Origin of the sequence: Mycobacterium sp. PS03-16, assembly GCF_004570325.1 — a bacterium.
Lineage (GTDB): Bacteria > Actinomycetota > Actinomycetes > Mycobacteriales > Mycobacteriaceae > Mycobacterium.
The window spans coordinates 279058-304682 of sequence record NZ_SPQO01000002.1 but is presented as its reverse complement, the minus strand read 5'-3'; the positions used below and the strand labels follow the sequence as shown (position 1 = coordinate 304682).

General features: G+C 70.1%; 21 protein-coding genes and 1 pseudogene. 9 read left to right on the top strand and 13 right to left on the bottom strand.

The features are described 5' to 3' along the window. Positions 1-2: 2 nt before the first annotated feature. From E4P42_RS02975 to E4P42_RS02955, 5 genes are all read right to left on the bottom strand, one after another. A complete protein-coding gene (locus tag E4P42_RS02975; protein ID WP_135122848.1) occupies positions 3-1076 on the bottom strand; it encodes a diacylglycerol kinase in 1074 nt (357 codons plus the stop codon). Positions 1077-1089: 13 nt separating this feature from the next. Beyond that, a complete protein-coding gene (locus E4P42_RS02970; RefSeq protein WP_135122847.1) occupies positions 1090-1881 on the bottom strand; it encodes an SDR family oxidoreductase in 792 nt (263 codons plus the stop codon). Between the two features lie 481 nt (positions 1882-2362). Further along, positions 2363-3322 (bottom strand): Ku protein, encoded by a 960-nt coding sequence (locus tag E4P42_RS02965; RefSeq protein ID WP_135122846.1) that lies wholly within the window; start codon positions 3320-3322, stop codon positions 2363-2365. A 22-nt stretch (positions 3323-3344) separates the two neighbouring features. Next, positions 3345-4298, bottom strand: coding sequence for a carbohydrate kinase (locus tag E4P42_RS02960; protein WP_135122845.1), 954 nt, complete (start codon positions 4296-4298; stop codon positions 3345-3347). Next, the gene (locus E4P42_RS02955; RefSeq protein ID WP_135122844.1) at positions 4295-5719 is read right to left on the bottom strand and encodes a mannitol dehydrogenase family protein; all 1425 of its coding nucleotides are present in this window, start codon (positions 5717-5719) and stop codon (positions 4295-4297) included. The genes E4P42_RS02960 and E4P42_RS02955 overlap by 4 nt, the downstream gene beginning before the upstream one ends. A 182-nt stretch (positions 5720-5901) precedes the next feature. Between E4P42_RS02955 and E4P42_RS02950 the strand changes: the two genes are divergently transcribed. The 5 genes from E4P42_RS02950 to E4P42_RS02930 are packed head-to-tail and all read left to right on the top strand — an operon-like array spanning position 5902 to position 11252. Then, a complete protein-coding gene (locus tag E4P42_RS02950) occupies positions 5902-6924 on the top strand; it encodes a sugar-binding transcriptional regulator (RefSeq protein WP_135122843.1) in 1023 nt (340 codons plus the stop codon). A gap of 50 nt (positions 6925-6974) precedes the next feature. Next, positions 6975-8312, top strand: coding sequence for a sugar ABC transporter substrate-binding protein (locus E4P42_RS02945; protein ID WP_135122914.1), 1338 nt, complete (start codon positions 6975-6977; stop codon positions 8310-8312). Then, positions 8309-9262, top strand: coding sequence for a carbohydrate ABC transporter permease (locus E4P42_RS02940; protein ID WP_135122842.1), 954 nt, complete (start codon positions 8309-8311; stop codon positions 9260-9262). The genes E4P42_RS02945 and E4P42_RS02940 overlap by 4 nt, the downstream gene beginning before the upstream one ends. Position 9263: 1 nt before the next feature. Further along, a complete protein-coding gene (locus tag E4P42_RS02935; RefSeq protein WP_135122841.1) occupies positions 9264-10145 on the top strand; it encodes a carbohydrate ABC transporter permease in 882 nt (293 codons plus the stop codon). A 24-nt stretch (positions 10146-10169) separates the two neighbouring features. Next, entirely contained in the window at positions 10170-11252 is a 1083-nt protein-coding gene (locus E4P42_RS02930; RefSeq protein ID WP_135122840.1) for an ABC transporter ATP-binding protein, read from the top strand. Positions 11253-11323: 71 nt separating this feature from the next. Here E4P42_RS02930 and E4P42_RS02925 read toward each other — a convergent pair. Next, a pseudogene (locus tag E4P42_RS02925) lies at positions 11324-12177 on the bottom strand (hypothetical protein). A gap of 231 nt (positions 12178-12408) precedes the next feature. Here E4P42_RS02925 and E4P42_RS02920 point away from each other — a divergent pair. Continuing rightward, positions 12409-14685: an ATP-dependent DNA ligase gene (locus E4P42_RS02920; RefSeq protein ID WP_167759330.1), complete on the top strand. Its 2277-nt coding sequence runs from the start codon at positions 12409-12411 to the stop codon at positions 14683-14685. Here the strand turns inward: E4P42_RS02920 and rnhA are convergent. Both rnhA and E4P42_RS02910 read right to left on the bottom strand, forming a co-directional pair. Beyond that, positions 14672-15145 carry a ribonuclease HI gene (rnhA, locus tag E4P42_RS02915; protein WP_135122838.1) on the bottom strand — a complete coding sequence of 158 codons (474 nt, stop codon included), beginning with the start codon at positions 15143-15145 and terminating at the stop codon, positions 14672-14674. The genes E4P42_RS02920 and rnhA overlap by 14 nt on opposite strands. Beyond that, a complete protein-coding gene (locus tag E4P42_RS02910) occupies positions 15142-15786 on the bottom strand; it encodes a glyoxalase (protein ID WP_135122837.1) in 645 nt (214 codons plus the stop codon). Before E4P42_RS02910 ends, rnhA begins: the two co-directional genes overlap by 4 nt. Positions 15787-15960: 174 nt before the next feature. On the opposite strand from E4P42_RS02910, the gene E4P42_RS02905 reads away from it, so the two are divergent. Then, complete coding sequence (locus E4P42_RS02905) at positions 15961-18969, top strand: serine/threonine-protein kinase (protein ID WP_135122912.1); 3009 nt, start codon at positions 15961-15963, stop codon at positions 18967-18969. On the opposite strand, the gene E4P42_RS02900 is transcribed toward E4P42_RS02905, so the two are convergent. The 5 genes from E4P42_RS02900 to E4P42_RS02880 all read right to left on the bottom strand — a co-directional run bounded on the left by E4P42_RS02900 (position 18962) and on the right by E4P42_RS02880 (position 23278). Then, a complete protein-coding gene (locus E4P42_RS02900; RefSeq protein ID WP_135122836.1) occupies positions 18962-19570 on the bottom strand; it encodes an FHA domain-containing protein in 609 nt (202 codons plus the stop codon). The two genes, E4P42_RS02905 and E4P42_RS02900, sit on opposite strands and share 8 nt — an antisense overlap. A 64-nt stretch (positions 19571-19634) precedes the next feature. Then, positions 19635-20585, bottom strand: a complete 951-nt coding sequence (locus tag E4P42_RS02895) for a hypothetical protein (RefSeq protein WP_135122835.1) — start codon at positions 20583-20585, stop codon at positions 19635-19637. A 132-nt stretch (positions 20586-20717) separates the two neighbouring features. Beyond that, positions 20718-21197, bottom strand: a complete 480-nt coding sequence (locus E4P42_RS02890) for a DUF4383 domain-containing protein (protein WP_135122834.1) — start codon at positions 21195-21197, stop codon at positions 20718-20720. Between the two features lie 65 nt (positions 21198-21262). Continuing rightward, positions 21263-22024, bottom strand: a complete 762-nt coding sequence (locus E4P42_RS02885; protein WP_135122910.1) for an SDR family NAD(P)-dependent oxidoreductase — start codon at positions 22022-22024, stop codon at positions 21263-21265. Positions 22025-22066: 42 nt separating this feature from the next. Further along, the gene (locus E4P42_RS02880) at positions 22067-23278 is read right to left on the bottom strand and encodes an MFS transporter (RefSeq protein WP_135122833.1); all 1212 of its coding nucleotides are present in this window, start codon (positions 23276-23278) and stop codon (positions 22067-22069) included. Between the two features lie 88 nt (positions 23279-23366). Between E4P42_RS02880 and E4P42_RS02875 the strand changes: the two genes are divergently transcribed. Next, complete coding sequence (locus E4P42_RS02875) at positions 23367-24569, top strand: ROK family transcriptional regulator (RefSeq protein ID WP_135122832.1); 1203 nt, start codon at positions 23367-23369, stop codon at positions 24567-24569. Between the two features lie 56 nt (positions 24570-24625). After that, complete coding sequence (locus E4P42_RS02870) at positions 24626-25624, top strand: helix-turn-helix transcriptional regulator (RefSeq protein WP_245233860.1); 999 nt, start codon at positions 24626-24628, stop codon at positions 25622-25624. Position 25625: the final 1 nt, after the last annotated feature.

Below are 25625 nucleotides of genomic sequence, written 5' to 3'. Positions count from 1 at the left end.
GTTCAGGAGCGTACTAGTCCTCTGCCGGTTATGAGTGGTAGATCGAGAGTTGTCTGGATTCCCGGCGGCGCGGCGACGACGGCGGGGATCGCATTCACGATGCGGGCGGCCGTGGCCACCAGGCCGGCGCGGTTGTGGTCGCCGTTCGGGCTGCTCTGGCACAGGTCGAGGGTGTAGGTCGGTTCGCCGGTGATCTCGACGCGGTAGGAGCCGCCGCGCTGGGCCGGCTGCGGCCAGTCCGGGCAGAGGTCCTCGCGCAGCCGGGTGACGTGTTCGAGCACCACGGTCGGTTGCCCGCCTCGCATGCCGCGGACCTCGAAACGCAGTGCGGCCGCAGTGCCTTTCGGGATGTGCCCGGAGGCGATGTCGAAGTCCTCCGGCGCCGGTTCGCGGACGCAGGTCTCGGTCACCTCGTCGAGCTCGACACCGAGGCCGGCGGCGAGCTGACGGATCACCGAACCCCACGCCAGGCTCAGCACGCCGGGTTGCAGCAGCATGGGCAGCTCGTCGAGCGGTTTGCCGAACCCCATGACGTCGAACATCACCGTGGCGCTGTCGTAGGTCGCGTAGTCGACGATCTCCATGCAGCGGATCTGCTCGATGCGCTGGCAGGTGCCGGCCAGTGCCAGGGGAAGCAGGTCGTTGGCGAAGCCGGGGTCGATGCCGCCGACGAAGAGGCTGGATCCGCCTGTGCGCGTGGCCTCTTCGATGGGGGAGATGAGCTCCTCGGGCAGCACCTGCCAGGGGTACTGCAGGAACACCGGGCCGCTGCCGACCATGTTGATGCCGGCGGCCAGGATGCGCCGGTAGTCCTCGAGCGCCTCGGGCAGCCGGTTGTCGGCCATCGCGGTGTACACCGCGCAGTCGGGCTGGGCGGCCAGCACCTCGTCGAGGTCGTTGCTGGCCAGCACGCCGCAGGGCTCCGGGAGGCCGGCCAGTTCGGCGGCGTCTCTGCCCGCCTTGGCCGCCGAGGACACCCACACCCCGGTGAGCTCGAACTGCGGATCGGTGATCAGCTGGGTCAGCGCGTGTCCGCCGACATTGCCCGTGCCGATCTGCGCGACGCGAATTCCCATGGATAGAGGCTCCTTACAGGTCCGGGAACGGCATGTCGAGGTTCGGGAAGGTCAGCCCGCCGTCGACCTCGAGGGTCTTGCCGGTCAGGTAGCTGCCCGCCGGGGACGCCAGGTAGACCGCGGCGGCGGCGATGTCGACCGGATCGCCGAGCCGCCGCATCGGCGTGGCCTGCTCCATGGGTTCGCGCAGAGCGTCGTTGCTCGCGACGATGTCGAGCGCGGAGGTGAGGATCGAGCCCGGGGCGATGGCGTTCACCCGGATGCGCGGGCACAGGTCGAGCGCGGCGAGGCGGGTGTAGTGCGCGAGTGCGGCCTTGGCGGTGCCATAGGCCGCGAATCCGCGGCCCGCGACGCGGCCCATCGTGGAGGTGATGTTGATGATGCTGCCGCCGCCGGAGTGCTCGAGCATCAACGGCACCGCGGCCGTCGTCAGCGCGTGCGCGGTGGCGACGTTGAACGTGAACGCGTCGCGCATGTCCTTCGGCGACGTGTCGGTCAGCGCGGCGGGGACGGTGCCGCCGACGTTGTTGACGACGATGTCTAGTTTCCCGAAGGCCTCGACCGCGGCGCCGGCCAGCTGGGCGGTCGAGTCGGGGTGCGCGAGGTCGGCGGCCACGACGTGCGCGCGTCGCCCGACGGCCCGGATCTGCTCGGCGACGGCGTCGAGCTGCTGCTGGGTGCGGGCTGCGATCAGCACGTCAGCACCGGCTTCCGCGAAGGCGAGCGCCATGGCGGCGCCCAGCCCGCGGCCCGCTCCGGTGACCACGGCGACCTGATCGTCGAGTCGGAATCTGTCGAGAATCACCTGCACTCCTGTTCGCCTGCCCGGCGTACCGTAGCAGGGCCCCGGGACGGGCGGAGGTGATTTCTGAAACACGTTCTACTTGGGTTCGAGCGGCGCGGCGGGGCGTCGGGCGGCCGGCGGCAGGCGGAGCGCTTCGAGACTGAACCGGTGCAGGGGAAGTGCGGGTGCGGCCCTGCGTGATTTCAGTCTCGGCGTGAGAGGCGCCCGGCCGGTGTGAACCGTGGGCGGAGACCGAGCCCGGTTGCCGGCCGTGACCCGCGCGACGTGGCGAGCGTCGAGACTGAACCGGTGCAGGGAAAGTGCGGGTGCGGTCCTGCGTGAGTTCAGTTTCGGGCGCGCGAGGCGCCCGGCCGGTGTGAACCGTGGGCGGAGACCGAGCCCGGTTGCCGGCCGCGACCCGCGCGACGTGGCGAGCGTCGAGACTGAAGCGGTGCAGGGAAAGTGCGGGTGCGGTCCTGCGTGAGTTCAGTCTCGGCGTGAGTCAGGACTTCTTGGCCGCCTTCTTCGCCGGGGCCTTCTTGGCGGCGGTCTTCTTCGCGGCGGTCTTCTTGGCGGGCGCCTTCTTCGCGGCCGCCTTCTTGGCCGGCGCCTTCTTCTTGGGCTTGTCCTCGTCCTCGTCGTCAGCGGCGTCCGACGGCGCGCCGCCGCCCGACCTGCGCGCCTTCACGCTGGCCTCCAGCTTGGCCAGCAGATCGGACACGTCCTCGGTCTCGTCGAGTTCGGTGGGCTGCTCCTCGACCGCGAACGCCTCACCACCTTCGAGTTTGGCCTCCACCAGCTCGCGCAGCTGATCCTGGTAGTCGTCGTGGTAGCGGTCAGGGTTGAAGTCGTCGGTCATCGACTCGACCACCTGCCCTGCCATCTTGAGCTCGGCGGGTTTGATCTCGACTTCCTTGTCCAGCACCGGGAAATCGGGATCGCGGACCTCGTCGGGCCACAGCAGGGTGTGAATCACCATGATGTCGCGCTTGCTGAAATCCTTGACGCGCAGCGCTGCCAGCCGGGTCTTGTTGCGCAACGCGAAGTGCACGATCGCGACGCGGTCGGTCTCCATCAGCGTCTTCGCCAGCAGCACATAGGATTTCGACGATTTGCCGTCAGGCTCGAGGAAGTAGCTCTTGTCGTACATCATCGGGTCGAGATCGCTGGCGGGGACGAACTCGAGCACCTCGATCTCGCGGCTGCGTTCCTCGGGCAGCGTGGCGATGTCCTCGTCGGTGATGATGACGCTCTGGCCGTCGTCGGATTCGAAGGCCTTGGCGATGTCGCGGTATTCGACCACCTCACCGCAGACCTCGCACACGCGCTTGTACCGGATGCGTCCGTTGTCCTTCGCGTGCACCTGGTGGAACTTGATGTCGTGGTCCTCGGTGGCGCTGTAGACCTTGACCGGAACGTTCACCAGGCCGAAGGCGATCGAACCCTTCCAGATGGAGCGCATACGGCCAGTATGGCCCACATCATCAGCGCCAACCGTTCTTCAGCGATGCGGGTTCGCGGGCGGCGGCGTCGCGCGTCGCCCGGTCGGGTAGGTCCGCACCCGCCCGCATGACGGTCAGCGCCGACGACAGCGCCGCGGTCTGCGACACCGAGTGCAGGGCATCCAGACCGATCCGGCGCAGGTCGGGGCGGCGCGCCGCGCCCAGCAGCCCCCGGCTCCACAGCGCATCGATGAGGCCGGCCATGAACGCATCGCCGGCGCCGACGGTGTCCACCACGTCCACCGGCAGCGCGGCGACACGGGCCGAGCCGGCCGCGCACATCGCGAAGGCGCCCTGGTCACCCAGGGTCACGGCGACCAGCGCGGGCCCGGACTCCAGCCACGTGCGCGCCATCTGCTTGGGCGTTCGGTCGGGGTCGAGCCACCTCAGGTCCTCGTCGCTGACCTTGACGACGTCGGCACGTTCGACGAGTCGGTCGATCCGGCTGCGCGCCGCGCCGGCGTCCTCGATGAGCGCCGGCCGGATGTTGGGGTCGAAGGTGATGGTCGCCGACGGGTGATAGGTGTCGAGCAGCGCGGCGGTCGCGCGGCATCCCGGTTCCAGGACGGTGGCGATCGACCCGGTGTGGGCGACCAGGGGTGGGGCCACCTCCGGCGTGCCGGCCAGCGCCCACTCGATGTCGAAGTCGTAGCGCGCCGACCCGGCCTCGTCGAGCATGGCCCGCGCGGTCGGGGTGCGGTGTGCGGCCGCGCTGCCGGCGACCAGGTCGACTCCGGCGCTGTGCAGGTGGTCGGTGATCCGGCGGCCCCGCGCGTCCTCGCCGATGTGGGTGAGGAAGTCGACGCCGCGGCCGAGCCGTGCCAGCCCGACGGCGACGTTGAGCGGGCTGCCGCCGACGTGTTCGCCCACCACCTCGCCGTCCCGTTCGACGATGTCGATCAGCGCCTCGCCGATCACCAGCGCGCGGTCGGTCATGACGCGTCGCCGTCCATCAGCGCCTCGAGGGTGGCGCGGGCGCCGTCGCGGTGCAGGGCGTGCAGCGTCGCGACATACGCCTCGACGAACCGGGGCTCGTCGGCGAGATCACCGAAGACCGAACGGTTCTCGATGAACGCCGTCGGATTGTCGCGCTGCGCACGGGCCAGCGGGACCAGCTCGTCGGCCAACTGGTCCTGCACGTCGATGGGCTCGCCCTGCTCGTCCACGCCCTCGGCGTAGCGCGCCCAACTGGCGACGACGGCGGCCGACAGCCGGATCTCCCCACCGGTGCGCAGGTTCTCCCGGATCACCGGCAGCAGCCACTTCGGGATGCGGTCCGACGAACCGAAGCACAGCCGTGCGACGGTGTCGCGGATGCCGGGGTTGGCGAAGCGTTCGATCAGCGTGCGCTTGTAGTCGGGCAAGTCGATGCCGGGCACCGGGGTGAGCGTCGGGGTGCCCTCCTCGTCCATGTAGCGCAACAGGAAGCGGGCGAACAGCGGGTCACCCGCGGCGTCGTGCACCAGGCGGTAACCGGCCAGATAGGCGAAGTAGCACAGCGCCTGATGCCCGGCGTTGAGCAGTCGCAGCTTCATCAGCTCGTAGGGCCTGACGTCGTCGACGAGCAACACCCCGGCCTCCTCGAACGGTGGCCTGCCGTCGGAGAAGGTGTCTTCGAGCACCCATGAGGTGAACGGTTCCGCGACCACCGGCCAGGCGTCGTCCACGTCGAATTCGCTTCGCACGGTGGCGATCACGTCATCGGTGGTGACGGGGGTGATGCGGTCCACCATCGAGTTCGGGAAGCGGGTCTCGGCGGCGATCCACTCGGACAGGCCGGGGTTCGTACGGTCGGCGTAGGCGAGGAACGCCTCGCGGGCGACGTCGCCGTTGCCCTCGATGTTGTCGCAGGACACAATCGTCGGTGACGGGACGCCGCGGTCCCGACGGCGGGCCATGGCGTCGGTGACCAGGCCGAAGACATTGACCGTATCGGCGTCCACCGAGTCGACGTTGTAGCCGCCCTCGGTGATGGTCAGCGAGATGATCCGGGTGCTCGGTGCGGCGAGCAGTTCGACGACGCCCTCGGGATCGTCGGGTGCGTACCGGTAGTCGACGATCGAGCCGATCACGCGGGCGTCGCGGGTGCCGTCCGGGTTCTCCAGGAGCAGGGTGTAGAGCCCGTCCTGTGCGCCCAGCACGTCGGCCATCTTCCGGTCACCGGGCAGGACACCGACCCCGCAGATGCCCCACTCATCGGCACGGCCCTGGTCGAGGAGCCGGTCGACGTACATGGCCTGGTGTGCGCGGTGGAAGCCGCCGACACCGAAGTGCACGATGCCGACCGTGACGGCCGCGCGGTCGTAACCCGGGGTGGCGATGGTGATCTCGGACAGGTTCTGCTGGCTGAGTTTCATGACGCGGTCACCACCGGCTCGACGGTACCGGGCGGGGGAAGGCGATGGGAGCGGCGCCGCCACCGGCTGGGGCGAGATTCCAAAGTGTTGTCTGCGTCACATCGACCATGCTAGCGTGATGAGCAAGTACTCGCACCCGTGAGCAATTGCTCACGGGTGACTCCTCGGAGAGGTGGGTGGGCGTGCCGATCCCGGCGTCGACTTCGGCGGCGAATGGCCGTGGCACAGCGCAGGTCCCGGCGCGCTCGCCGGAGGATCTGCGGCTGGCGCTGCGGGCGGCGACGCTGTATTACCTCGACGGCCTGACCCAGGCGGAGATCGCATCCCGGCTCGGGGTGTCCCGGCCCACCGCGGGCCGGCTGGTCGCCCGGGCGAAAGCCCGCGGCCTGGTGCGTATCGACATCGTCGTACCCCCGGACCTGCGCGACGACCTGCACGCCGACGAGGAACGCGAACTCGAGACACGGTTCGGGCTGACCGAGGTCGTGGTCGCCGGGCACGGCGTCGACGTCGGGGCGCCCGGACGGCCTGCCGCATTCGCGAGCGTCGGCCGCGCCGCCGCCGCGCTGCTGATGCGCCGGCTCGAACCCGACGACGTGCTCGGGTTCACCTGGGGTCCCGAGCAGGTGGCGGTGGCCACCGCGCTCACCCCGGGCGTGGCGACGTGCCGCGCCGTGGTGCAGCTCGACGGTGCCATGTCGAGTGCGTCGTATCAGACCGGTGTCGAGCTGATCCTGGGACGGTGCGAGGACGTGCTGCGCGCCACCACCATTCGTCTCCCGGCGCCGCTGTATGCCGACCCGTCGACCGTGGCGTCGATGCGCAGCGATTCGGTGATCTCCCGGACGCTGGAGGCCGGCAGGCGCGCCGACGTGATGATGTTCGGCGTTGGAGCGGTGTCCACCTCCACCACGCTGTTCGAGGGCAGCTACCTCGACTCCCGCATGCTCGACGAGCAGATCGCCGCAGGCGCGGTCGGTGAGATCGGCGGCCGCTTCTTCGATGCCGCGGGGGAACCCGTCAACACCGAACTACAGCAGCGGGCGGTGTCGGTGCCGCTCGAAGACATCCGGGCGTGCGCGAAGTCGATCCTCATCGCGAGCGGGTCCGGCAAGCACCAGGCCACGCTGGCCGCGCTGCGCGGCGGGCTGGCCCGCCTGCTGGTGTGTGACATCGACTGTGCCCGATGGCTGTTGACGCAATGACCGAATCGCACGACTTCGACGAGGAAGGGGTGAAGGTGAGAGCGCGAACGATGTTGCGCAAGCTGGCGGGAGGTCTCGCCGCCGCCGGCCTGGTGTTCACGGCCGGGTGCGCGGGCGCCGGAACCCTGGGCGCCACCGACCAGACCGTCACGATCGCGATGGTGTCGAACTCCCAGATGACCGACGCCCGCGAGCTGTCGACGAAATTCGAGGAGGCCAACCCCGACATCAAGCTACGGTTCGTCACGCTGTCGGAGAACCAGGCCCGCGCGAAGATCACCGCCTCCACCGCGATGGGCGGCGGCGAATTCGACGTCGTGATGATCAGCAACTACGAGACCCCGCAGTGGGCCGAGAACGGGTGGCTGGTCAACCTGTCCGAGTACGCTCAGCAGACTCCCGAATACGACCAGAACGACTTCATCCCGTCGCTGCGCGAGTCGCTGTCCTACGAGGGCAGCATGTACGCGGTGCCGTTCTACGGCGAGTCGTCGTTCCTGATGTACCGGCGGGACCTGCTCGAGCAGGCCGGGATCCAGATGCCCCGTACGCCTACCTGGCAGCAGGTGGCCGAGGCCGCCCAGAAGCTCGACAGCCCCGACATGGTGGGCATCTGCCTGCGCGGCAAGCCCGGCTGGGGTGAGGTGCTGGCGCCGCTGGACACCGTGATCAACACCTTCGGCGGTCGCTGGTACGACATGGAGTGGAACGCCCAGCTCACCAGCCCACAGGTCCGCAACGCCGTGCAGTTCTACGTCGACCTGGTTCGCGAGTACGGCGAACCCGGCGCGGCGGCAAGCGGTTTCGGCGAGTGCGCGACGCAGTTCGCGCAGGGCCGCACCGCCATGTGGTACGACGCCACCTCGGCGGTGTCGGTGCTGGAGGATCCGGAGTCGTCCAACGTGGTCGGCAAGGTCGGATACGCGATGGCGCCGACCGTCGAGAAGCCGAACTCCGGCTGGCTCTACACCTGGGCGCTGGGCATTCCGCAGAGCAGTGACAAGAAGGACTCCGCCTGGAAGTTCATCTCGTGGATGACCGACAAGAACTACATCAAGCTCGTCGGCGAGGAACTCGGCTGGGCCCGCGTGCCACCCGGCAGCCGGCTTTCGACCTACCAGATTCCCGAGTACCAGGAGGCCGCCAAGGCGTTCGGGCAGGTGACGTTGGACTCCATCGAAGGTGCGAACCCGTTGAAGCCCACCGTCGAACCGGTGCCCTACACCGGCGTGCAGTTCCTGGCGATCCCGGAGTTCCAGGATCTCGGCACCCGGGTCAGTCAGCAGATCAGCGCCGCGATCGCCGGACAGAAGTCGGTGGCCGACGCTCTCGAACAGTCACAGCAGTACGCCGAGGTCGTCGGCAAGACCTATCAGGAGCAGTCATGACCACGATGGCCCACGAGACCCGGGAAAGCGAGTCCGAGCACGTCGCCCGGCTCAAGAAGGGACAGGACCGCGGCGTCTCGCGCGCCGAGGGCTGGCGGCGCCGCGGCCCGCTGCTGCCTGCGCTGATCTTCACCATCGTCGTCACGCAGATCCCGTTCCTGTTCACGCTGTACTACTCCACGCTGTCGTGGAACCTGGTGCGGCCGGGGTCGCGGGAGTTCATCGGCCTGCAGAACTACCTCGACGTCGTCAAGGACGGCACGTTCTGGCAGGTGGCCCTCAACACCGTCGTGATCATCGTCGCCACCGTGCTGATCTCGGTGGTACTCGGGCTGTGCCTGGCGCTGCTGCTGGACCGGGCCTTCCTCGGCCGCGGCGTGGTCCGCACGCTGCTGATCACCCCCTTCCTCGTGACACCTGTTGCGGGAGCGTTGATGTGGAAGACCGCGATGCTCGATCCGGTGTTCGGCATCGTGAACTGGATCCTGCCCGGCCCCGGCATCGACTTCGTCAGCCAGTACCCGCTGTCGTCGGTGATCGTGGCGCTGGTCTGGCAGTGGACCCCGTTCATGATGCTGCTGATCCTCGCCGGCCTCCAGTCGATGCCTCGCGACATCCTGGAGGCCGGTCGAGTCGACGGTGCGTCGGCGTTCCAGCTGTTCCGCGAGCTGACGCTGCCGCACCTTCGGCGCTTCATCGAGCTGGGCACCGTGCTCGGCGCGATCTATCTGGTCAACACTTTCGACCAGATCTTCATGATGACCCAGGGCGGACCCGGTACGGCGAGTGCGAATCTGCCGTTCTACATCTACCAGCGGGCGTTCCTCGGCTTCGACATCGGCCAGGCCGCGGCGATGGGCGTGATCGTGGTGATCTTCACGATCATCCTCGCCAACTTCGCCCTGCGCCTGATCTTCAAATCATTCACCGGCAAGGAAGAGGCGGCCTGACATGAGTACGACTGTCCCGCAGACCACCGCGGCCGAAGAGCAGACGACGGCCGCCGAGACCAAGCGAAGCGTCAAGCACCGCAGGTTCGATCCGTGGGGTGTGGTGGCCTGGATCGCCGGGTTGGGGTTCTTCTTCCCCGTGTTCTGGATGGTGCTGACCGCGTTCAAGCAGGAGGTCGACGCCTACACCACGACACCGAAGATCTTCTTCGTCCCCACCCTCGACCAGTTCGGGGCGGTGTTCGGCCAGGGGGTGGGTATCGGGTTGGCGAACTCGGCGTTCGCCACGGTGGTGTCCACGCTGCTGGTGCTGGCCCTGGGTATCCCGGCGGCGTTCGCGCTGTCGCTGCGCCCGGTGCGCAAGACGTCGGACGCGTTGTTCTTCTTCATGAGCACCAAGATGTTGCCGATCGTGGCGGCGATCATCCCGCTGTACGTGATCGTGTCGAACATCGGACTGCTGGACAACATCTGGGCGCTGATCATCCTCTACACCGCGATGAACCTGCCGATCGCGGTGTGGATGATGCGGTCGTTCTTCCTGGAGGTGCCCGGCGAACTGCTCGAGGCGGCCAGCCTGGACGGCGCGAGCACCTGGCGGTCCGTGCGCGAGGTGATCCTGCCGCTGGTCTCACCCGGTATCGCGGCGACGGCGTTGATCTGCGTGATCTTCGCGTGGAACGAATTCTTCTTCGCGGTCAGCCTCACCGCGGTGCAGGCGCAGACCATGCCCGTGTTCATGGTGGGCTTCATCGCGGGGGAGGGCCTGTACTGGGCCAAGCTGTGCGCGGCGGCGACGATGGCCGCGCTCCCGGTGGTTCTCGCAGGCTGGATCGCGCAGAACAAGCTGGTTCGTGGACTGTCCTTCGGCGCGATCAAGTAGACCTAAGCAAAGGGAGTAACACCAATGGCCACAATCGCTTACAAGAACGCTTCCTGCATCTACGAGGGCTCCGACAAGCTGGCGGTCGACTCGCTGAACCTCGACATCGCCGACGGCGAGTTCGTGGTGCTGGTCGGGCCGTCAGGGTCGGGTAAGAGCACCGCGCTGCGGATGCTCGCCGGTCTGGAGGACATCGACGAGGGCGACATCGAGATCGGCGGGCACAACATGCGCGGCGTGCCGAGCAAGGACCGCGACATCGCGATGGTGTTCCAGAACTACGCGCTGTACCCGAACAAGACCGTCGCCGAGAACATGGGCTTCGCGTTGAAACTGCGTGGGGTATCGGCCGACGAGCGGCGCCGCCGGGTCGAGGACGCCGCCAAGCTGCTCGACCTCACCGACTTCCTGGACCGCAAACCGGCCAAGCTGTCCGGTGGTCAGCGGCAGCGCGTGGCGATGGGCCGGGCGATCGTGCGGGAGCCGCAGGTGTTCTGCATGGACGAGCCATTGAGCAACCTCGATGCGAAGCTGCGGGTGCAGACCCGCACACAGATCGCGGCGCTGCAGCGGCGGCTCGGCACCACCACCGTCTACGTCACTCACGATCAGGTCGAGGCGATGACGATGGGGGACCGGGTCGCGGTGCTGCGGTTCGGCAAGCTGCAGCAGTTCGCGTCACCCAACGAGCTCTACGACCGTCCCGCCAACGCATTCGTCGCCGGGTTCATCGGCTCGCCGGCGATGAACCTGATGACGCTGCCGATCACCGCCGACGGCGTTCGGGTGAGCGAGAATTCGTCACTGGAGCTGGAACGCAGCCAGCTGACCGCGCTGCACGAGGCCGGGCTCAAGGAGGTCACGGTCGGGGTGCGGCCGGAGCAGCTCGAGCTGGCCGACTCCGGCGGCATGGAGGTGGTGGTCGACCTGGTCGAGGACCTCGGCAGCGAGGCGTACGTGTATGCGCACACCGGCGACGGGGTGAACCTGGTGGCCCGCTCGCTGACCAAGGCGGCGCCGCGGCTGGCCGACACCGTGCGGCTGCGCAAGCATCCCGACGGCGTCGTGCACCTGTTCCACCCGGAGACGGGCGAGCGGATCGACTGAGGCGCTGGCTCGGCTCGGCGCGGCTCGTCGAGTTCTGCACCAGGGTTGTGCAAGTGGACGTTTGACGACCCTCAGGTCGAAGTCGGCGGGGTCCAGCCGCGGCGGGCGAACGCCTCGCAGACCCGGTGCAGGGTGAACCGGCGGCTGTGTTCGGCCACCACTCGGATGTCGTGCCAGCCCTCGCGTTCGATGAGCTCCGCGCGGCCGACGTCGTACACGTATTGGCGGCGATTGCCGGCGTGGTGCGCGCCCTCGTACTCGAGGCCCACTTTCGGTTCGTCGTAACCCATGTCGATGAAGGCCTCCGCGAAACCGTCGGACACGCGGATCTGCGTTCGCGGTCGGGGCAGTCCATCATCGATGAGCATCAATCGCAGCCGGGTTTCCTGTGGTGACTGTGCGCCGGCGTCCATCAGGTCCAGGGCGACCTGAGCGGTGCGCACACCTCGGGCCCCGCGGTAACGCTGCGCGAGCGTCGCGGCATCGGCGGCCGTCACACCGGTTGCCGCGGCCAGCGCGTCGAGATGCACCACGGCGGAGTCACGCGGAAGGTGTCGGGCCAGATCGAATGCGGTGCGGGCGAGCGAGGTGACCGGCAGCTCGCCGATGTGGACGACCTCGTCCTCGCCGAGCCGTTCCTCCCGCACGACCACACCGTCACGAGGGCGGCCGTGCGCGGTGATCACCTCGATCGGTGTCGTGGCGTCCACCCACTTCGCGCCGTGCAGGGCCGCGGCGACCCGCCCCGCGATGACGCCGCTACGGCCGGTCCACAGCCATGCGGCGTGCGTCCGGGCCAGCAGCGTCTGCTCGGCGACCTTGAGCACGTAGACGCCGGGGTGCACGGCGACGTACCTCGCACGCAATTGGCCACGGTCAACCGGCCGGCGCCGAGGGCTTCCCGCCCGATCAGAGGTTGAGACATGGCGCCACGGTGACGCCGAGGGCCGACGGCCAGCGCTCGACGGGGCGGCCGCGGACGGCGAGCTGTGGATGAATCCCGCCATGTGAAGCGCCGACTTCTGCACCAGGGTCGTTGCCGGCGCCGTTCGACGACCCTGAGGTAGAACTCGGCGCGCAAAGCGAGCGGCGCGCAAAGCGAGCGGCGCGCAAAGCGAGCGACGGGCAAAGTAGCGACAGCGGGTAATACCGTGGCGTGGTGGATCACTTCGGTCGGGTGCGCCTGACCAACCCGGACAAGGTGCTGTACCCGGCGACGGGGACCACCAAAGCCGAGGTGTTCGAGTACTACGTCGTGGTCGCCGACGCGATGGTGCCGCACATCGCGGGCCGGGCGGTCACCCGTAAGCGCTGGCCCAACGGTGTCGGCGAGCTGGAATTCTTCGAGAAGCAGCTGGCCAGCTCGGCCCCGGACTGGCTGACCCGCGGCAGCGTCGTGCACAAGTCCGGCACCACCACCTACCCGATCATCGACTCCCGCGAGGGCCTGGCCTGGATCGCGCAGCAGGCGTCGCTCGAGGTCCACGTCCCGCAGTGGCGCTTCGTCGGGGACAAGGACGCGCTCACGCCCGGCCCGGCCACCCGCATCGTGTTCGACCTCGACCCCGGCGAGGGCGTGACGTTCCGCCAGCTGTGCCAGGTCGCCCACGAGGTCCGCGACCTCATCACCGGTATGGGGCTGACGGCCTACCCGCTGACCAGCGGCAGCAAGGGTCTGCACCTGTACGTGCCGCTGGAGGATCCGATCAGCAGCCAGGGCGCCTCGGTGCTGGCCAAGCGGATCGCCCAGCAGCTCGAGAAGACCATGCCCAAACAGGTCACCGCCACCATGACCAAGAGCCTGCGCACCGGCAAGGTGTTCCTGGACTGGAGTCAGAACAACGGCAACAAGACGACGATCGCGCCGTATTCGATGCGCGGCCGCGCCGAACCCACCGTCGCCGCGCCGCGCACCTGGGACGAGATCGAAGACCCCGACCTGCGGCACCTGCGCTTCGACGAGGTGCTCGAGCGCATCGAGCAATTCGGTGATCTGCTCGCCGACCTCGACGAGAAGGCGCCCGTCGAGGACCGGCTGACCAAGTACCGCAGCATGCGTGACCCGTCGAAGACGCCCGAACCCGTCCCGCCGAAGCCGCCGACGAGAGGCAACAACGACCGCTTCGTCATCCAGGAGCACCACGCCCGCCGGCTGCACTACGACCTGCGTTTGGAACGCGACGGCGTGCTGGTCAGCTGGGCCGTGCCCAAGAATCTGCCGGAGAGCCCGTCGGAGAACCGCCTTGCCGTGCACACCGAGGACCATCCGATGGAGTACCTGACCTTCCACGGAACCATCCCGAAGGGCGAGTACGGCGGCGGCGACATGATCGTCTGGGACACCGGCACCTACGACACCGAGAAGTTCAACGACCACCCGCCCGACGGTCCGGCCAAGGGCGGCGAGGTGATCATCACCCTGCACGGCAGCAAGATCGACGGCCGGTACGCGTTGATCCAGACCGACGGCAAGAACTGGCTGGCGCACCGGATGAAGGACCAGGCCAACCCCACGTTCGACGACATCGCGCCGATGCTGGCCACCCACGGGTCGGTGGCGAAGTACACCGCCACACAGTGGGCCTTCGAAGGCAAGTGGGACGGCTACCGGCTGCTGGTCGACGCCGACCACGGCAACCTCTGCCTGCGGTCCCGCAGCGGCCGCGACGTGACCCGGGAGTTCCCCCAATTGCAGGCGCTGGCCGCCGATCTCGCCGACCACCACGTCGTCCTCGACGGTGAGATCGTCGCGCTGGACGAGAAGGGTGTGCCGAGCTTCGGCGAGATGCAGAACCGGGCCCGCGCCACGCGAATCGAGTTCTGGGCCTTCGACATCCTGCGCCTCGACGGTCGCTGGCTGCTGCGGGCGAAGTACCGCGACCGCAGGCGGATCCTCGAGATGCTCGCCGAAGCCGGCGGATTGATCGTGCCGCCGCAACTCGACGGCGACGGCCCCGAGGCGCTCGAGCATGCCCGCGAACGCAAATGGGAGGGCGTGGTCGCCAAGAAGTGGGACTCCACGTACCAGCCCGGGCGCCGGTCCTCGGCGTGGATCAAGGACAAGATCTGGAACACCCAGGAGGTGGTGATCGGCGGTTGGCGGCAGGGTGAAGGCGGCCGCAGCAGCGGGATCGGCGCCCTGGTGCTCGGCATCCCGGGGCCCGACGGGCTGCAGTTCGTCGGCCGCGTCGGCACCGGGTTCACCGAGAAGGACCTCGCGCACCTCAAGAAGACGCTCGCCCCGCTGCACACGAAAGAATCGCCGTTCGCCACCCGGCTCCCCACCCAGGACGCCAAGGGCGTGACGTTCGTGCGGCCCGAGCTGGTCGGCGAGGTCCGCTACAGCGAACGCACCTCTGACGACCGGCTGCGGCAGCCGTCGTGGCGCGGCCTGCGCCCCGACAAGACGCCCGACGAGGTCACCTGGGAGTAGCGGCGAGCGCCTCCTTCAAACCGCGGGTGGCCAATCGGTCGGCCAGCTCGTTGTCGGCGATGCCGGAATGGCCCTTCACCCAGAACCACTCGACCTGGTGGCGTGCGCACGCCTGGCGCAGCCGACGCCACAGGTCGGCGTTCTTCACCGGCTGCCTGGCGGCGGTCAGCCAACCGTTGCGCTCCCACCCGAGGACCCACTTGGTGATGCCGTTGCGGACGTAGGTGCTGTCGGTGTGCAGGTGTACGACCACGGGTCTGGTCAGCGCCTCCAACGCCATGATCGGGGCGGTCAACTCCATCCGGTTGTTGCTCGTGGCGCCGGGCTCTCCGCCGCACATCTCCCGCACGTGCTCACGCTGACGCAGCACCGCGCCCCACCCGCCGGGGCCCGGGTTCGGCGAGCATCCGCCGTCGGTGTGGATGATCACGACGTCGGTGTGGTTCACGGGCGCGGTCATGCGCTGAGGATAGGTGCGGAGATCATCGCCGTCGGGACCGACATTCCGAGATCGCGGTGCCGCAGCGTGGTGATCCGCCGCCCCGCCTGCACGGCGTCCTTGACCGGCGACGTGCGGTCACCGAAGAATGCCGCGGTCGCGTCCATGTCGGCGACCACGTAGGTGATTCCCCACAGGGCGGACGGCCCGTCGCCGGCCGTGTCCGGCGACCCGACCACCTCGAGGATCACCTCACCCAACCGGAAGAAGACCTGCCGCATCGGCCGGCCACCCAGGTGAGCGTCGCGCTCGCGGCGCGGCGTGACGCCGACGGCGGTCAGCGCGTCGACGGTCCGCTGCAGGGCGGGCGACATCAGCACGACGTGGTCGATCGCGGTGACGCCGTTCGGGTGCGTCCCCGGCGCCGCGGGCGCCGCGTCGGACCGCGACGTCGGGATGCCGTCGAGCGCGTTGTCCGCGCCGGCGCCGCGCAGTGCCCAGCCCACGATGCCGGTGCCCCGGTCGGAACCCACCAGCCGGACGCGGACGCCGCCCACCCGGCAGACGTCATCGGGATCGACGCCGAATCCCGCTTGCCGCCAGGCATGCGCCCCGTCGGCGACCCGGATCTCGTCGACGGTGACCGACCCTGCTTCAGGCACGCGACTCAGCGTACGGCGGTGAACCGTGACACGGGTCGCGGCGCATCGCCACTGCTTTGCCAGGTCGCGCGGGGAGACCGATCGTCCGCAGCGCCGCCGTTTCGGGGGTCTGCGGCGGCTTCGCTCGGTACCTTGAGGCGAACGATCGGCATCTCACCGGAGGGGATGAGCGCCATGGCGGGTGGGATAGCTGCAGAACTGGCGGCTGCCGGCTTCACCGACGCCGTCGAGGTCGGCCGCGGCGGTGGCGGGGTGGTCTACCGCTGCGCGCAGAAGTCGCTGGGCCGCAGCGTCGCGATCAAGGTGCTCGCCTCGGACCTCGACGACGACGACCGCGAACGCTTCCTGCGCGAGGGGTACGCGATGGGCGGGCTCTCGGGTCACCCCAACATCGTGAACATCCTGCAGGTGGGAGTGACCGAGCGGAACCGGCCGTTCATCGTGATGCCTTATCACGCACGGGGTTCGCTCGCCCATCGCGTCCGCCAGGAGGGCCGCATCGCGTGGCCGGAGGCGCTGCGGATCGGGGTCAAGCTGTGCGGGGCGCTGGAGACCGCCCACCGCACGGGCACCCTGCACCGCGACATCAAACCGGCGAACGTGCTCGTCAACGATTACGGCGAACCGCAGCTCAGCGACTTCGGGACCGCGCGCATCACCGGTGGGTACAAGACCCAGACCGGCTTCTTCACCGGCACGCTGTCCTACACCGCCCCCGAGGTGCTCGAAGGGCATCCGCCGACGGTTGCGGCCGACGTCTACTCGCTGGGCGCCACGATCTACGCGCTGATCGCCGGAAACCCGCCGCACGAGCGCAAGGCCGACGAGGACCTCATCGCCCACTACCTGCGGATCACCTCGACCCCGGTGCCCGATCTACGTCCGCAGGGGATTCCGGCCGACGTCTGCGCGGCGATCGAGAAGGCGATGTCGCGCGAACCCGCCGAACGGCACGCCACCGCTGAGGAATTCGGCCGCGAGCTGCAGTTGGCGCAGCGGCACAACGGGCTCACGCCCGACCCCATGGCGCTCAGCGAGCCGGTCGCCGAGGCGGCGCCGGATGAGCGCACCCAGGCCGGCGTCCCGCCGGAGTTCACCGAAACGCCGGCGCCACAACCCGTTCCGCCGGCCGAGCCGCCGCCGGCGACGAATGCGGACCTGTTCGGGCACACCGCCTCGATCAGCGCGTCGAGCCTGCCGTGGCGGGTCCCCACGCCCGAACCCCGACCTCAACCCCAACCCGAACCCGAACCCGAGCCCGCGCCGGCGGCCGCGGCCGCCCCGCCAGTCCCGGCGAAGCGGGAGCGCAGGAGACCGCTGATCGCGGCGGCCGCCGCGGTGGCCGTGCTGGTGCTGGTGGTCAGCGGCGTCTACCTGGTCACCTCCCGGCCCGACACCGAGGTCGACGAGGCCGCCGCCCCGAGTGCCCCCGCCGCGCAGACGCAATCCGGCTGGCAGCCGATCGCCGATGCGCGGGTCGCCCGCTCCGAGGTGGCGGCCACCGAGGCCGACGGCACCATCTGGGTGTTCGGCGGCGTCGGTGCCGACGGCCGCGTCAGCGGTCGGCACGAGGGCTACGACCCGGCCATCGACAGCTGGAAGGGCGGAGAGGATCTGCCCGTTCCGGTGCAGCGGGCGATGGCGGTGACGTGGCAGGGCACCCCGGTGGTGCTGGGCGGACTGCGGGCCGACGGCGCCGACGGGCAGGCCGCCACCGACCGGGTGTGGCGGGTGGTCGACAGCCGGTGGACGCCGCTGCCGCCGCTGCTGCAGCCCCGCGCGGCCGCTGCCGCCGCGGTGGTGGGGGACCGCATCGTCGTCACGGGCGGCGTCGACGCCGGCGGCCGACCGCTGGACACCACCGAGGTGTTCGACGGCACCACCTGGACACTCGGCGCCCCGATGCCCACGCCGCGCCAGCGGATGGGCGCAGCGTCCGACGGCGCGCTGGTGTACACGGTCGGCGGATCCACCGGGACCGCCGATTCGGCGGCGGTCGAGGCGTACGACCCGGCCGCCGACCGGTGGACGGCACTGCCGGCACTTCCCCAGCCGCGCAGCGACTTCGGCGTGGCGGTCGCCGACGCCCGGCTGGTGGCGGCCGGCGGCATGTCGGGCGGGCGGGTGCTCGACAGCGTCGCCGCACTCGACCTCACCACCGACACCTGGACGGCGCTGCCCGCGATGGGCGCCGCGCGCCACGGTCTGGCGGTGGCGGCGGTCGGCCGCACCGTGTACGCGGTCGGCGGATCGACCGGCGCGTCCGACGGCCAGGTGACGGCGTCGGCGGAGGCGATCGAGCTGGGCCCGCGCCGGCCGCAGCCCGCCGCGGCATGGCGAGCGCTGCCCGATGCGCCCACCGAGCGGCTGATGATGGCGTGGACCGTGCTGGGCGACGAGATCTGGGTCGCCGGCGGCATGCGTCACGGCGAGACGTTGCAGACGGTCGAGACGTACAACGCCCGCACGGGGGAGTGGCGGACGCAGCCCCCGCTGCCGGTCCCGCTGCACCACGCGGCGGCCGCGACCTACCGCGGTGAGGTGGTGGTGCTCGGCGGTGCCGGCGACAGCATCGCCGAGGCGTCCAACAAGGTGTTCGCGTTCCGCAACGGCGCGTGGGCCGAACTGCCCCCGCTCGGGCACGCTCGCGCCGCCCCCGCCGCGGCCGTGGTCGACGACATGCTGGTCGTCGTCGGCGGACAGAACGGCAAACAGCTCGTCGCCCAGACCGAGGTCTTCGACGGTCAGTCGTGGACGGCGGCGGCCGATCTGCCCACCCCGCGTGAGCATCTGGCCGCCGTGTCCGACGGCACCCACGTCTACGCCGTCGGCGGGCGCGCGCTGACCGCCGACGCGAACTCGGCGGCGTTCGAGCGATTCGACCCGGAATCCGGGACCTGGGAGAAGCTGGCGGACATGCCGACTGCGCGTGGCAGTTACGGCGCGGCCTACCTCGACGGCCGGATCGTCGCCGTGGGTGGCGAGGAGTCGACGCGGGTGCTGCCCACCGTCGAGATGTACGACATCGCCAACGCGACATGGTCGGAGCAGGCGCCGATCCGGACCCCGGTGCACGGGCAGGTGGTGGCCGCGGTGGGCTCCACCGTCTACTGCATCGGCGGCGCGGACCGGCCCACCCACGAAGGCCCGGTCGCGATCGTCGAGGCGCTGGACTTCACCTAGCGTCGCGCAGCTGGGCGATCGTGACGGCGCCGCGCCGCAATGCCTCGTTGGCCAGGCGCACCCGGCGGTCGCCCTCGGCGGGCACGGCGAACTTGTCGTAGAGGTTCTGCAGATGCTGTTTGACCGCGGCCTCGGTGACCACCAGCGCGCCCGCCATCGCGCGCACCGAGGCGGGTTCCGGGAACGGCGCGTCGGACACCAGCGGGCGGCACAGCGCCACGAGCACATCCTGTTCGCGCCGCGTCAGCCGCGGCGGAAGTTCGGACGGCTGGGCCGCCACCGTCTCCTCGTCCCGCGGTCCGTCGGCGCGGGCCTCCCAGAACATCAGGCGGGACTTGCCGACGCGCAGCTCGTCGCCGGAGCGCAGCACCCGTTCGGCGGTGATCCGCTCGCCGTTGATGTAGGTGCCGTTGCGGCTGCCCAGATCCCGCAGCGACCAAGCGAAGTCGAGGTTCTCCAGCACGGCGTGCAGCCGGGACACGGTGTCGTCGTGCCCGAGGGCCACGGTGTTGGTCGAGGCCTTGCCGAGCGTCACCCGCGCGCCGCTCAACGGGATCAGCTGCCGCCCGGCCGGCGTCCACACTTCCAGGTGGGCAGACATCAGACCTCCCATCCGGGCCATCTTCGCCCAGACAGGAGGTCTGTGACCGCCGAACGCGCTCAGCTCACGGCTGCCGGTGAGTGACGACCGGTAGGAACCGCCGGACCGCCGTGGTTTCCAGGATCGGCGGCCACGGCCATTCACTGCGCTGCCGTCCCCGCGGCGCCTTCAGGAAGGCCAGCCCCAGGAACAGCCCGAAGATCAGGTGGCCGATCAGCGTGACCGAGACGGTCGCGGCGTTCAGCGGGAACATCATCTGCTCGCCGCGCGGCGCCAGCGCGACGGTCGCGATCAACCCGGTCCAGGTGGGGAACACCGCGAACGCGACGGCGGCCAGCACCGCGTAGACGTTGCGCCAGCGGTCGATCCCCAGCGCGAACGCCACGACGAAGAACGCGACACCCAGCCCGCCGCCGTCGCCGATGTAGCGCCACACGTAGCCGACCGCTGCGCTGCCCGCCGTGTCGGGCTCACCGGTGACCCACGAGCCCATCACCGGGATGAAGTCGCCCATCAGGCCCAGCGCGTGCACGGCGAACAACCGGGCGCCGTCGTAGACGATGCACGCCACCATCCCGGCGATCAGCCCGCGGCCGACGATCACGTCGGTCCGGTGCGGCACGAACGTGACCAGCGCGCCCAGCACCGCGGTCAACGCGATCAGCACCACCGAGGTGACGTGCTGCGGCACCAGCCCGAACACGTCGACCGAGATGCCCAGGATCGGCATCGACGCCAGCAGCATCACCAGCGCCATCCGCGCGATCTCCCACCGGTTCGGCGGCCGGATCTCCTGCTTCTTCAGATCGGCATAGCGCTCGCGGACCGTCTTGGCGACGTCGGCGACCACGGGCAGGTCCAGGGGCCGCAGCCGCACCGTCTTCCCGTCGAAGCCGCTGACGATGTGGCGGATCCGCACCGTCTTCTCGCCGTGACCGGTGCCGTCGAGCGGGCGCAGGCGCACGGTCTCGTCGTGGGGGCGGCGCGGGGATCCGGTGCGTGCGGTGGCGGTCATGGGGCTTCCTCGGGTCGGTTCGACTGCGGACGAGATTCATCGTCGTCGTCGAGCCGCGGCGGCGTAATCGCCGCGAAGCCAGATTCGCTCGGCGGGGTGGGTAGGTTTTCCTGTCCCCGAAGACAGGTCCGCTCAGTGGCGGGTTTCGTGGAGGCGACGCGGGACCCGCCCGAGGGCCACGCCCAGCGCGACCATCCCGACGCCGAGTGCCAGGTGCAGCCAGTTGTCGGCGGTGTTGAGCGGCACGAAGTTCGCCGCCGAATCGTGGTCGATGGTCAGCCCGTACGCGAACAGCGCCAGGTAGACGACGCCGCCGCCGATCAGGTACCACCTGGCGGCGCCGAAGGTGCCGTGCAGCGCCACGCCGAGCACCCCGAACAGCAGGTGCACCACGTTGTGCAGTGCCGACACATTGAACAGCCCGAGCAGCATGGCCTCCGAGTGGTGACCGGCGAACTGCAGCGTGTCGTAGCCGGTGGTGATGCCCGGGACGAATCCGGCCACGCCGACGACGAGGAACACCACGCCCACGGCCAGCGCCGCCTTCTGCACCGGCGCCTTCCCGGCGGTCGGCGCGGCACTCGGCGTGCCCTGTGTGCCCGGTGTCGCCATCACGGTCCCCTTTCCGAAGTCCGGGGATTGATAGCCCGTGCGGGCCGGTTGAAACGGCGCGAGCGTCAGGTGATGGTCACGCCGCCGTCGACGACGATGGTCTGCCCGGTGACATAGCCGCCGGCGTCCGACGCCAGCCACACCAGCGTCGCGGCCAGTTCCTCCGGATCGCCCATCCGGCCCAGCACCAGCCGCGGGCTCATGGATTCGAGGTAGCCGGGCTTGTATTGGTCGGTCATCTCGGACTTGAAGAAGCCGGGCGCGATCGCGTTGACGCGGATGCCTTTCCGCGTGCCCCACTGCTGGGCCAGGTCGCGGGTCAGCCCGGCGATCGCGGCCTTGCTCGCGGCGTAGGCGGCCTGTGGCAGCCCGGCGGTGGTGATGCCGAGGATGCTGGAGATGTTGACCACCGAGCTGCCCGGGCCCATCACCCGCCCGCACGCCTGCGCGGCCCAGTAGGACCCGTTGAGGTTGATGTCGACGACGGCGCGGAACTCCTCGGGCGTCTCGCGGGTGGCCGGCACGGCGGTGCCCACACCGGCGTTGTTGACCAGCACGTCGACGCGGCCGAACTCGGCCATCGCGGCGTCGACCATCGCCTGGCACTGCGCGGGGTCGGCCACGTCGGTCGCGACGGTCAGCGCCCGGCGACCCGCGGCGCGGACCAGTTCGGCGGTGCCCTCGAGCTTGTCGACGCGCCGGGCGGCCAGCACCACGTCGGCGCCTGCCTCGGCGCACGCCTTGGCGAATGACACCCCGAGGCCCGAGGAGGCTCCGGTGACGATGACGACCTTGTCGTCGAGACGGAATCTGTCCAGTACGGCCATGGAGGTCATCCCACCACACCCGTAGTTGACGGCCGTCAACCGCTATCCGGTGCGGCGTCCCAACGCCACCGACACGGTCAGCACCACGAGCCCGGCCGCGGCCAGCGCGGCGCCCGCGGCGGCCGGGGCGGTGTACCCGTGGCCGGCGGCGATGACCAGTCCGCCCACCCAGGCACCGGTGGCGTTGGCGATGTTGAGCGCGGAGTGGTTCAGTGCGGCCGCCAGGGTCTGCGCGCCGTGCGCGACGTCCATCAGCCGGGTCTGCAGCGCCGGTCCGATCGCCGACCCGGTCGCGCCGATCGCGAACAGTCCGGCCAGCGCCGTCACCGGGTGGTGCGCGGCGAGCACGAACAGCGTGAGCACGACGCCGAGTGTGCTGATCGACAGGTAGAGGCCCCGGATCACCGACTTGTCGGCCAGCCAGCCGCCGGCCAGGTTGCCGACCACCATGCCGAGCCCGAACATCATCAGCCCGACCGGGACCAGGGCGCGGGGCAGTCCGGCGACGTCGGTCAGCGTGGTGGACACGTAGGTGTACACCGCGAACATGCCGCCGAAGCCGATCATGCCGATGCCCAGCGCCAGCCATACCTGCACCCGCTTGAGTGCGCCCAGTTCGGTCAGCGCGCTGGTGACGTGCATCGAGCGCAGGCCCGGCAGCCAGTGCCACAGCGCAACCAGGGTGGCCAGCCCGATCCCCACCACCAGGCCGAACGCCGCGCGCCAGCCCAGCGCCTGCCCGAGCCACGATGCGACCGGCACGCCGAGGACGGTGGCGACGGTCAAGCCGGTCAGCACGTGGGCGACGGCCTTGGCGCGGTGCTGCGGACCCATCAGGTGGGCGGCGACCAGTGCCGCCACGCCGAAGTACGCGCCGTGCGGCAGGCCGGCGACGAAGCGCGCCGCCATCAGCGTGCCGTATGTCGGCGCCAGCACGCTGGCGAGGTTCCCGAGTGTGAACACCGCCATCAGCGTCAGCAGCAGCGTGCGGCGGGGCACGCGCGCGGTCAGCGCCGCGATCAGCGGTGCGCCGACCACCACGCCCAGCGCGTAGGCGGAGATCACGTGGCCGGCGGTCGGTTCGGTGACGCCCAGGCTGGTCGCGATGTCGGGCAGCAGGCCCATCGCCACGAACTCCGTCGTGCCGATGCCGAACCCGCCGAGCGCGAGTGCCAGCACGGCGAGCCAGCGCACCGACGGCGCAGGCGCCACCACGGATTGCGGCACCGGGGGTCGCTCCAGAGATGTGGTCACGTGCAGCCACGGTAGCGACACTTAAGCCGCATCGCCACCTCACTTATGTCTTTTTGAGACATAAGTGAGCGACGTTACGCTGGCAGGCATGCCTGTCCTGCCGGTGTCGCCTGGGCCCGGGGAGGTCTATGCGTTGATCCGGGCGCGTGGCGCGATCACCCGCGCCGACATCGGACAGTGGACCGGTCTGTCCCGCACCGCGGTGACGGCCCGGCTCGCCCCGCTGCTCGACGCCGGTCTGGTCACCGAGGTGCAGCCCGCCGCCTCCACCGGCGGCCGCCCGGCCACCCTGCTCACCGTCAACGCCACCGCCGGTGTGGTGCTCGCCGCGGCGGTCGGCCGCAGCCGGGTCCGGCTGGCGGTCTGCGACCTGGCCGGCGCGATCCTGGCGCTCGACGACGTCGACCAGGGGCCCGGTCGCGGTCCCCGGGAGCTGATGCCGGAGGTCGTCACCCGGTCGGCGGCCCTGCTCGCCGACTCCGGGCACGGGCAGTGCCCGGTCTACGGCGTCGGGCTGAGCCTGCCCGGCAGCGTCGACCAGCGCCGCGGATGCACCATCGACTCGCCGGTGATGACCGGGTGGGACGGCGTCGCGCTGCCCCCGTACTTCGCCGACCTGACCGGTGCGCCGGTCGTACTCGACAACGACGCCAACGTGATCGCGCTGGCCGAGCGCCGCGCCGACCGGCCACCCGTCGACGACCTCCTGGTGGTCAAGGCGTCGACCGGCCTGGGCGCGGGCATCATCGCCGGCGGCGCCCTGCAGCGCGGTGCCGCCCAGGCCGCCGGGGAGTTCGGCCACAACAAGACGCCCGCCGCGGACGGCATCGCGTGCCGCTGCGGCGACAGTGGCTGCCTGGAGGCCGTGGCCGGTGGCTGGGCGCTGGTCCGCGCGCTGCGTGAACAGGGCCGGGACGTGACGCACCTGAGAGAGGTCATCGGCCTGGCCCACGGCGGCGACGCCGAGGCCCGCCGGCTCATCAGGGACAGCGGCCGCCATGTCGGCCAGGTGATGGCCGCCGCGGTGAACCTGCTCAACCCGGCCGAACTCGTGGTCGCCGGCGACATGGTCGAGGCCTACGACATCTTCGTCGCCGGCCTGCGGGAGTCGCTGTACGGCTACGCGACCGCCCTGGCCACCCGGACCCTGCAGGTGCTGCCCGCCGCGTTCGGCGACCGGTCCGGCGTGATCGGCAGTGCCATGGTGGTGCTCGACCATGTGCTGAACCCGACAGCCATCGCCGAACGCGTTCGGCGCGCTGACGCGCTGACCGTCGGTCGCGCCGAGTAACCTGGGAGGTCACCCGGGGGTTCAGCACCAGCCCCGCACAGCGTCACCTGGTTGAGGTGGTCACCATTACTTCAGCTGTTGGTCCGACCGGAACCGAACACACCCTCGTCGAGCTCACCGATCCCGACGAGGTCGCGGCGTACCTCGAAACCGCCTACGGCGCCCGGTTGCGCCTGTCGGCGATCACCGAGCGGCGCGACGATGTCCCGCTGCTGTCGCACGCCCGCACCGACGCCGGCCGGTTCGCGATCGACGAGCTGCGCATCGCCGGTGAACTCAAATGCGCACCGGATGCGCTCGAGAAGGTCATGGTGCTGTGGGTGCACGGCGGCACCGTGGAGAGCGACTGCGAAGGCATGAGCACTGTCGCCGGCACCGGTGACGTCACGATGACCGCGCAGCACGACCTGCCGTTCGAAGCGCACACCGAGGACCTGACGGTCACCACCGTGCTGCTCGACCCGGCGCTGGTCGCCGAGGTCGCCACCGGACTGCCCGCCGCCCACACCGCGTTGCCCATCCGGTTCTCGTCGTTTGCGCCGGTCGACGAGGCCGCCTGCCGGCTGTGGCAGGAGACCGTGCGATACGTCACTCAGACCGTGCTGGCCGACGCCGCGTCGGCCGGCCCGGTGCTGCTCGGGCAGGCCAGCCGGTTGCTAGCCGCCGCGACGCTCGCGGCGTTCCCCAACTCCGTCACTGCCCAAGACGAGGATGCGGAGTGTGCCGAGCACTACCCGGCGCTGCTGCGGCGGGCGGTCGACTTCATCGAGGCGAATGCCGGCAACGAGATCGCGCTGGCCGACATCTCCGCGGCAGTGCACATCTCACCCCGGGCGGTGCAGTACATGTTCCGCAGACACCTCGAGACCACCCCGCTGCAGTACCTGCGGCGATTGCGCCTGCACCACGCCCACCAGGATCTGCTCTCCGGCAACCCGGTCGACGACACCGTGACCAGCATCGCTGCGCGCTGGGGGTTCGCCCACACCGGCCGCTTCGCAGTGCAGTACCGGCAGACCTACGGCCGCAGCCCGCATGAGACGCTTCGGGCGTGAC